Raw genomic sequence first — 7155 nt, forward strand, 5'->3', positions numbered from 1 at the left:
GCTAAACTCTCCTGATCACGCTTCAGACGGATAGAAGTGAGAGTCCGTCCGAACACGGATGACGCGGATGGTAACCGTGGGGCGACGGCTTTGAGCAAAGCGGTCGCCGAAGCGATTGTGGGCTCGGCATCCTTGCGGGTCGTGCGGAGCGGCTCGGTACGGTATCGCTTCCAGAGACGTGACAGCCCTGCGAGCAAGCGTGTTCCTTCTCGGCGGCACCACCTGCGTCACGACGCTACCCGCGTTTTCCCTAGCGAACTCGCTGGCTCAGTCGAACTCACCCGCAGGCGGCAGCTGCCATTCCTTAGCGCATCGAATGAACGGCTGCTTTCGGGCGCGGCGACCACCACTTCGAACGACCGACATAGGCGCATTGCGGTCCGAGAGCCTGGGGCCGAAAGCGAAATGGCAACTCCTGGCGCCCAAGGAACGATAGCGGACGCTAAGACGTGACCCCAAGGTGAAAAGCATATTAAGCCAGATTTGCGCCAAAATGTTCGGCACCCTCAGTATAGGGGATGCCTCGGGCTGACGAACACCTTGCCTGCCGGAGCGTCCGCGACCAGGTCGCCGGCGTAGAGCACGCCGACGCGGTCGCAGGCTTTGACCACCGTCGTCCGGTGCCCTTCGGAGGTGCCGTTGCAGCACTGCTGAATCAACAAGCACCGGCGTCTTGCCGGACAACTCGGGGGCCGACCTTGAACAGTAAGACGCTGCCCTGGCTGAGGGCGTCCGGTTTGCCGACATCGTGGTCAAGCGCTTCTCCGACACGGTTGCCGCTAACGTCTTCAAGACTGCTCCCGACGACAAGTCTGTAGGCGCCCGGGAGCCAGCCATGGTTCGGGCGCCAGCACCAGGCTCGCCCGCTGGCGGAGACTGTAACCCGCCCAGATTGGAATCCCCCCTGATCGTCGACAATACCCAACTGGTCTCGGAGAAGGGCGGCGTCCATCTCCCGGTCAAATGTGATTTTTAGGGCCTCGCGCGATCCGGCGTTGGGTAGTGCGAGACCCCAAGTTTGCGGGTTAACGGGCGTGCGAAGCGCCGGCGTTACCCGGTAATGAAAATGCTTGCGGCCGACTTCGACCGTATAGCTAAGGCCGGGCCGAAGAGGGGCGGCGCTATCGCCGTCCCCCTCCACATCCTGTTTCACGCGACCCGGATCGAACAGCACCGTCAGGCGTCGGCCATCGGGACTCCAAAGGTCCTGCCCGAAATCCATGAAGGCTCCGTCGACCGTGCGCCCTTCGGCGTCGACCAGACGCAGATCCCGCGTCGCCACCATCCCCCGTGCCGGCCGGTCGAAAGTGACGTAGAGGCGAAGCGTGTTCGCCGGGATCGCGCCCTCAGTCGGCGAGATCGCCACCACTTGGGGAGCGGAGGTCGTCGACGCCACCGACACCACATGCTGAACTGAGGCGGTCGACGCCAGCACCATTGAGGCTATGAGGACGGCGATCATTGTTGGCCGGGGCCGCGGCCCGGGAAGTCGAACTCGGCCCAAATCTGGTCCAACTTTATCGGCAGCGGGAACATCGGCACGGCCTCAAGATTGAGGGAGCCGGAATTTGCATCACGAGTCACGGACACCAGGAACTTATCATCGAGCTTGTCCGCAAAGAGGGAGGACCCGACGAACATCAGCGACTTGCCTACTGGGCCGAGCGGGTACTCCGGCCGCCAGTCGCCGACGCCGCCATGCGGCGAGTTATCGGGCAGGTATGCCACGGCTTTCTGCAGGCCGGAAATCGGGATCATGCGCGGGCCGTGGCCCGCGTTCGTCGCGAACAGGCTCGGCTGCCCATTGAACAACACCGAAACCAGGCTGAGCGGCTGGCCGTTGCCCATATCGCCGACCGTCCTGCCTGTCACCTTGGCGCCGTCCTTGAGCTGTGCAGTCGGAATGAGAACGATCGGGCTGCAGGTGTAGGCGGCGACGAGGGTGTCCTCGCCATCGATGGTGGCGAACTGCATGGCGCGGATGGGCGCGCGGGTCTCGTAGCGCTCGTGGGCGACGTGGTAAATTCGGACGGCCGTCGATGAGGACTGGCCGTCGAAGGGATAGGACACGCGCCGAAGAGTCGATGAAAATTCCTCGTTGGAGATACCGGCAACGAACAGCTCCCCATTGTGGAACTTCATGTCGACAATGGTCATTGATCGCATCGGCGTCATCGCCTTCTGACGGTACTTGTCGCCCGCTGGGACCGGCCAGTCTCCGGTGCGGTCGCGGAAGTGCTCGTCCGGGGTCGGCGCATCGGGGATGGACCAGCTGGTGGGCTTGGCGCGCGCCAAGTCGACCTGGGAAAGCGCTCCGGCCGGCGAGACCTTCACGACGGCCGGCCTTCCAGCACCGAACGCAACCGCGAGATAGACGTCGTGGGTGATGGGATGGACTGCCATGCCGTTGATGTGGATGCTGGATTTGGACGCCTTGAGCATCGCTGCAATCCGGTCGTCGATGCCATCCATCTCCAGTGGTGGCGCGGCGGCGGGGGCCACCCCTTCGCCCATCGGGTAGGCGAAGACCGCGCCGCTGACGTTGTCGCCAACAAACAGCACTCCGTCTGGGCTGAAGGTTAGGACCCCCGCGTATTGCAGCTTAGCCGGGGTTCGTGAGGACGCAGCTGCGACGGACGCGGGGGCGGCGTGCGCGAGCGTGGGGACCATCGCTGGCGCGGCGATCAGCACGGCGCTCACTGTGGCAAGCAGGGTAAACTTTTTCATATCGATTGCTCCATTTCTTGTGGCAGCGCTGGTGGCGTGGCCGAGATAAACTTGGGCTGGGGGGTGGGGAGTTCAGACCGCGCCCATGCCCCGTCGACGGGCGCACGGGTAGAGATGAGGAGCCGCGAAGGGTTTAGTCAGTGGGTCGCCGGGAATATGGTTTATCACCGCGAGGAATAGACGAATCACGCCCGGATCCGACTGTGTTCGTCCCCCGGTGCGCCAAGGCGGCCGGGCGAGGCGTCATCACAGGAGTGAGCCTTGCCGCACCGCTCCGGCATTCCATATGAGAATGGGTGTTAGTCTTCCGGCACGTCTGTGGAGCGCCTGGATTGCCCACATAGAGTGGGATCAACGACCACTTGGCGGAGATTCAGTGAATGCTCGGGCGATACTCGACATGAGTGGCAGGCCTCGGTCTAGGAACGCGACCGGCGGGGCGCCGCTTTCAGCAACTGAAATCGCCTGCCGCGCGGCGCAGGCACTGACAGCCTCAGGAGCCGCAAGGCGTGGCCTCAGGGCTGGCGTGCCAGCCCCCGGCTTCAGTCTCTATGATTGCGAGGGCGGGGCAGTGTCGCTGAGCGACGCTTTGAGCTCCGGACCGGCCGTCGTGACGTTCCACGGCGGTTTATGGTGTCCAACCTGCATCGCGGATTTGCAGGCCCTGGAGGCTGCGTTGCCCGAATATACCTACCGTGGGACCACGCTGCTTGCGATCTCACCACAGACCCCGAACCACAATCGAGCCGTCAGGGAGCAGGCCGGAACAAGCTTTCCCCTGCTCGCGGACCCGCGAAATCGCGTGGCGGCCTCCTTCGGGGTTCTTGTGAAACTGACCCCAGGGCTGATCGATCTCTACCAGCGGTCTGGAATCGACCTGCCGACACTGAATGGTGACGAGAGTTGGACGCTACCACTACCGGCCCGCTTCGTCATCGCTACGGATCGCTCCATCCGGTACGCCGAAGTGAGTGCCGACTTCACGCGCCGGACCGATCCCCTGGAGCTGCTGCCGGTTCTACGCGGCGCCAGCCCGTCCGCCTGACGGCGCGAGGACCACTCTACTGGCCCGCCGCTCGAAGCAGGGGACGCGTCAGACGATCGTCGACGGAGCCGCCGCATCGGCCATCAAGCTGTCGACAAAGCTGACAAACGACCTTGCCTTAGCGGTCGCGGTGCGACCGGCAGGATAGACCGCCCAGAGATCGATCGACGGCAATTGCCATTCCGTCAAAGCCCGCTGGACGGTGCCGTCGGCCAGCTCTGGCGTGAACATCCACTCAGACGCAACAGTGAGTCCCGCGCCAGCGAGCACCGCGGCGCGGATGCCTTCAGCCGCGGTGATCTTCAGGCGGCTATTGACCGTAACGGATACCTCCGAGCCATCCTTCCGAAACGCCCACACATCGCTCCCGCCGCTGTGCGGGTAGACGATCGCTTGGTGGAGTGCCAGTTCGCCCGGCAGCATCGGCTTGCCGCACCGTTCGAAGTAGGCCGCAGCGCCGAGGACTGCCCGGGGACACGAGGCGATCTTTCTCGCGGTCAAACTGGAATCCGGCATCGACCCGAAGCGCAGGGCGACGTCGATCCCTTCCTGGACCAGGTCAATGTTCCGGTCATCGAGGACGACCTCCATTTCGAGGTCAGGGTTCTGCGCCAGGAATTCAGCGATCTTTGGGACGATATGCAGGCGCGCAAAGGTTACGGCGGCGCAGACCCGCAACTTGCCGGATAGACCGGTGCCGGCGCCGCGCGCCGCAAGCTCGGCCTCTTCGGCCTCCTCGACCGATCGCCGCGCCCGTTCGTAGAAATTCAGGCCAGCCTCCGTCGGCGCAAGCCCACGGGTAGATCGCACCAGCAGCTTCACCCCCAGCCGCCGCTCAAGCTGGGCTATAGTCTTGGACACGGCGGGCTGCCCGACGCTCAGTTGCCGCGCGGCCTTCGAAAACGACCCTGTATCGACGACGGTCAGGAAGGTCTGCATTGTCGCGAAGCGATCCATCGGCATGCCCTGCAGGAAATGGCGGAGACGCCACGCAGTTCACTGCCCGTCGCCGTCCCAAGCTTAAAACTTAGCCATTGCCAGCCGTCTCGCAAGGCATGGTTGCGGCCCGGGTGGAAGAAGCGTGGCCAGGAGACGGATCGCCTCGAGCATTCCTAGACGGAATTGATGATGTTGTCGCTAACCAGACGGTTCAGGCAGACGCCTTGCCGATTGAGGCGCCGCCATCAACAAATAGGGTTTGGCCGGTGATGAAGCCCGCATCTTCAGACAGCAGGAATTCGGCAGCCGCTGCGATCTCCCAAGGCTTCGCAAAACGACGGGCCGGCACCGCGGCGAGAAAGCGGGCTTCGGCTTCACTGCCATTGGGGGTGGTGGTTCGGAAGAGCTCCGTTTCAGTTGGTCCCGGCGCCACACCGTTTACGGTGATGCCCTCCTCGGCCAGCTCAAGAGCCCAGGTCCGCGTAAAGGCGATCAGTCCGGCCTTGGCGGCCGAATAGCTAGACCGTTGGCGCATGCCGAGCGCCACCAAGCTTGAGATGTTGACCACGCGTCCGAAACCTGCCGCCCGCATCGCCGGCAGGGCGGCCTGCACCGTCTGCAGGGCCGGGCGCAAGTTAAGATCGAGGACGGATATGAGCTCGCGCGTGGGGATATCGCCAAGCTCGCGGAGCTTGACCAGTCCAACGTTGTTGACCACGGCGGTCATCGCCTCTTCGGAGGCAAGAGCTTTTAGGATCGCTTCGGTCGCCGCTGCGTCCGCCAAGTCGACGGCGACGGCGCGACCCGGAAAATCGGTCGGCAACGTACGCGCGAGCCCAATGACACGTTGGCCATTTCGGGCCAGCCGCTCCGCCAGGGCTCGGCCAATGCCTTTGGTCGCTCCAGTGATAAGAACGGTGCGTTGGGTCATGAGGATTCTTTGTATGGGGACTGAGGTGGCCCCGGGCAGATCTGCGGTAACCGAGGCGGCTGGCGGACAATGGCAACTGGGCGAGCCGAAGCTCGCCCAGCTAAAGTTGTCAGATCTGCGAGACGCCGCCGTCCACTTCGAGTTCGATGCCGTGGATGTATTCGCTGTCGCTGGATGCCAGGAACACCGCAGCCTTGCCGAGATCGGCAGGGGTGCCGAGACGACCGAGCGGAATGGTCGTCGCGACGTGGTCTTCGGCCCCAGCCGGCAACAAGGTCTTCAGACCAGGCGTCAGGGTATGACCGGGGCTCAGCACGTTGATGCGGAAGCCCAGTTCCTTGGTGTCGTGGATCCAACCCCGGATCAAGCTGCGGATCGCCGCCTTGGTCGAGGAGTAGACGGACATCGCCGGGATGCCGATTTGGCTGGCGATCGAGCCGGTCAGGATCACCGAGGCGCCCTTGGGCAGCAGGGGCAGCGCCTTCTGCAGGGTGAACAGCAAGCCCTTCACGTTCGTGTTGTAGTGCCTGTCGAAGTGCTCTTCGGTGATCTCGCCGAATTTCGCGAATTCGTAGAAGCCCGCGTTCAGGGCGAGGACGTCGATCCGGCCATCGGTCGCCTTGACCTGGGCGAACAGCTTGTCGACGTCGGCCATATTCGCAGCGTCTCCTTGAACGCCGACCGCGCCGTGGCCGATTTCGGCCAGGGCCTTGTCCAGCTCGCTCTGGCGGCGGCCGGTGATATAGACCTTGGCGCCTTCGGCGGCGAAGGCCTTGGCGACGCCCAGACCGATACCGGCGCTAGCGCCGGTGACGACAGCGATCTTGCCGTCGAGTTTCTTGCTCATTTGTGACGTCCTTAAATTATTCCCGGACAACGGCGGCCGGGGCTCCGCAATGCTCGGCGCCGGGGTGACGCGAGCGGATGAGAGATATGGGACTGGGCGAAACCCAGTAGTGCTCGTGTTTGACTAAGCCTTATTCCTCCCAGGAATGAAGAAGGCCGAGGTCATCGCTATGGCCACCCCTTTCGGAATGGGTCGGAACGGACTTGCCGGCGACAAGAGCGCTGTGCGCGCATGCAATGGCCAATGCCCGAGGCCGGTTGCGCCTCCGTTGCGAACAGTCTCGGTAAAGCAGCGGTTGGCCTGGTGGCGTGGCCTACGCTGGCGGGACGAGGGCGGTCACCCGTTCAAGAGCGCGTTGGACTGCCGGGCGCGCCGAAATCCCTTCGTACCAACGAGCAATATTCGGCGTCGCCTCGAAGTCGATGCCGGCGAAGTCGCGTCGCCACAGCCAGCCGAAGTGAACGATATCGGCGATCGAGAAGTCCGGACCGGCCGCGAACTTGCGATGCGCCAGCACCCCGTCCAGGACCGCCAAGACCCGCTCCGCCTCCTTTTGGAAACGATCGATCGCGAGGGGAAGGTTCTCCGAAGCCTGACGCTTGAAAAACCCGACCTGACCAAGGGCGGGCCCGATCCCGGTCAGGTGGAAGAACATCTGCTCGAACA

At 63.7% G+C, this 7155-nt stretch carries 8 protein-coding genes; 1 reads left to right on the plus strand and 7 read right to left on the minus strand.

Translation table 11 applies throughout. The features are described 5' to 3' along the window. Positions 1-506: 506 nt before the first annotated feature. Genes EN884_RS38700 through EN884_RS19200 form a run of 3 tightly spaced genes read right to left on the minus strand, consistent with a single transcriptional unit; the run spans position 507 to position 2727 of the window. Positions 507-662 carry a hypothetical protein gene (locus EN884_RS38700; RefSeq protein ID WP_158515818.1) on the minus strand — a complete coding sequence of 52 codons (156 nt, stop codon included), beginning with the start codon at positions 660-662 and terminating at the stop codon, positions 507-509. Then, positions 656-1462 (minus strand): hypothetical protein, encoded by an 807-nt coding sequence (locus EN884_RS19195; RefSeq protein ID WP_063170720.1) that lies wholly within the window; start codon positions 1460-1462, stop codon positions 656-658. Before EN884_RS19195 ends, EN884_RS38700 begins: the two co-directional genes overlap by 7 nt. Continuing rightward, positions 1459-2727, minus strand: coding sequence for a hypothetical protein (locus tag EN884_RS19200; RefSeq protein WP_127379020.1), 1269 nt, complete (start codon positions 2725-2727; stop codon positions 1459-1461). Before EN884_RS19200 ends, EN884_RS19195 begins: the two co-directional genes overlap by 4 nt. Positions 2728-3127: 400 nt before the next feature. On the opposite strand from EN884_RS19200, the gene EN884_RS19205 reads away from it, so the two are divergent. Continuing rightward, positions 3128-3772 carry a peroxiredoxin-like family protein gene (locus EN884_RS19205; RefSeq protein ID WP_063170722.1) on the plus strand — a complete coding sequence of 215 codons (645 nt, stop codon included), beginning with the start codon at positions 3128-3130 and terminating at the stop codon, positions 3770-3772. A gap of 48 nt (positions 3773-3820) precedes the next feature. On the opposite strand, the gene EN884_RS19210 is transcribed toward EN884_RS19205, so the two are convergent. From EN884_RS19210 to EN884_RS19225, 4 genes are all read right to left on the minus strand, one after another. Next, entirely contained in the window at positions 3821-4729 is a 909-nt protein-coding gene (locus tag EN884_RS19210; RefSeq protein ID WP_063170723.1) for a LysR family transcriptional regulator, read from the minus strand. A 193-nt stretch (positions 4730-4922) separates the two neighbouring features. Next, entirely contained in the window at positions 4923-5642 is a 720-nt protein-coding gene (locus EN884_RS19215) for an SDR family oxidoreductase (RefSeq protein WP_128360681.1), read from the minus strand. 109 nt (positions 5643-5751) lie between these two features. Then, entirely contained in the window at positions 5752-6489 is a 738-nt protein-coding gene (locus tag EN884_RS19220; RefSeq protein ID WP_063170725.1) for an SDR family oxidoreductase, read from the minus strand. 313 nt (positions 6490-6802) lie between these two features. Continuing rightward, on the minus strand, positions 6803-7155 hold a 353-nt coding region (locus tag EN884_RS19225), incomplete at its 5' end, for a glutathione binding-like protein (RefSeq protein ID WP_206617609.1).

This window comes from Mesorhizobium sp. M7A.F.Ca.AU.001.01.1.1, from assembly GCF_004022735.1.
Classification (GTDB): domain Bacteria; phylum Pseudomonadota; class Alphaproteobacteria; order Rhizobiales; family Rhizobiaceae; genus Mesorhizobium; species Mesorhizobium ciceri.

What these genes read in the sequence shown, in the direction of transcription:
- EN884_RS19195 (WP_063170720.1), bottom strand. Translation starts at nt 1,462, where the DNA reads ATGATCGCCGTCCTCATAGCCTCAATGGTGCTGGCGTCGACCGCCTCA.
- EN884_RS19200 (WP_127379020.1), bottom strand. Translation starts at nt 2,727, where the DNA reads ATGAAAAAGTTTACCCTGCTTGCCACAGTGAGCGCCGTGCTGATCGCC.
- EN884_RS19205 (WP_063170722.1), top strand. Translation starts at nt 3,128, where the DNA reads ATGAGTGGCAGGCCTCGGTCTAGGAACGCGACCGGCGGGGCGCCGCTT.
- EN884_RS19210 (WP_063170723.1), bottom strand. Translation starts at nt 4,729, where the DNA reads ATGGATCGCTTCGCGACAATGCAGACCTTCCTGACCGTCGTCGATACA.
- EN884_RS19215 (WP_128360681.1), bottom strand. Translation starts at nt 5,642, where the DNA reads ATGACCCAACGCACCGTTCTTATCACTGGAGCGACCAAAGGCATTGGC.
- EN884_RS19220 (WP_063170725.1), bottom strand. Translation starts at nt 6,489, where the DNA reads ATGAGCAAGAAACTCGACGGCAAGATCGCTGTCGTCACCGGCGCTAGC.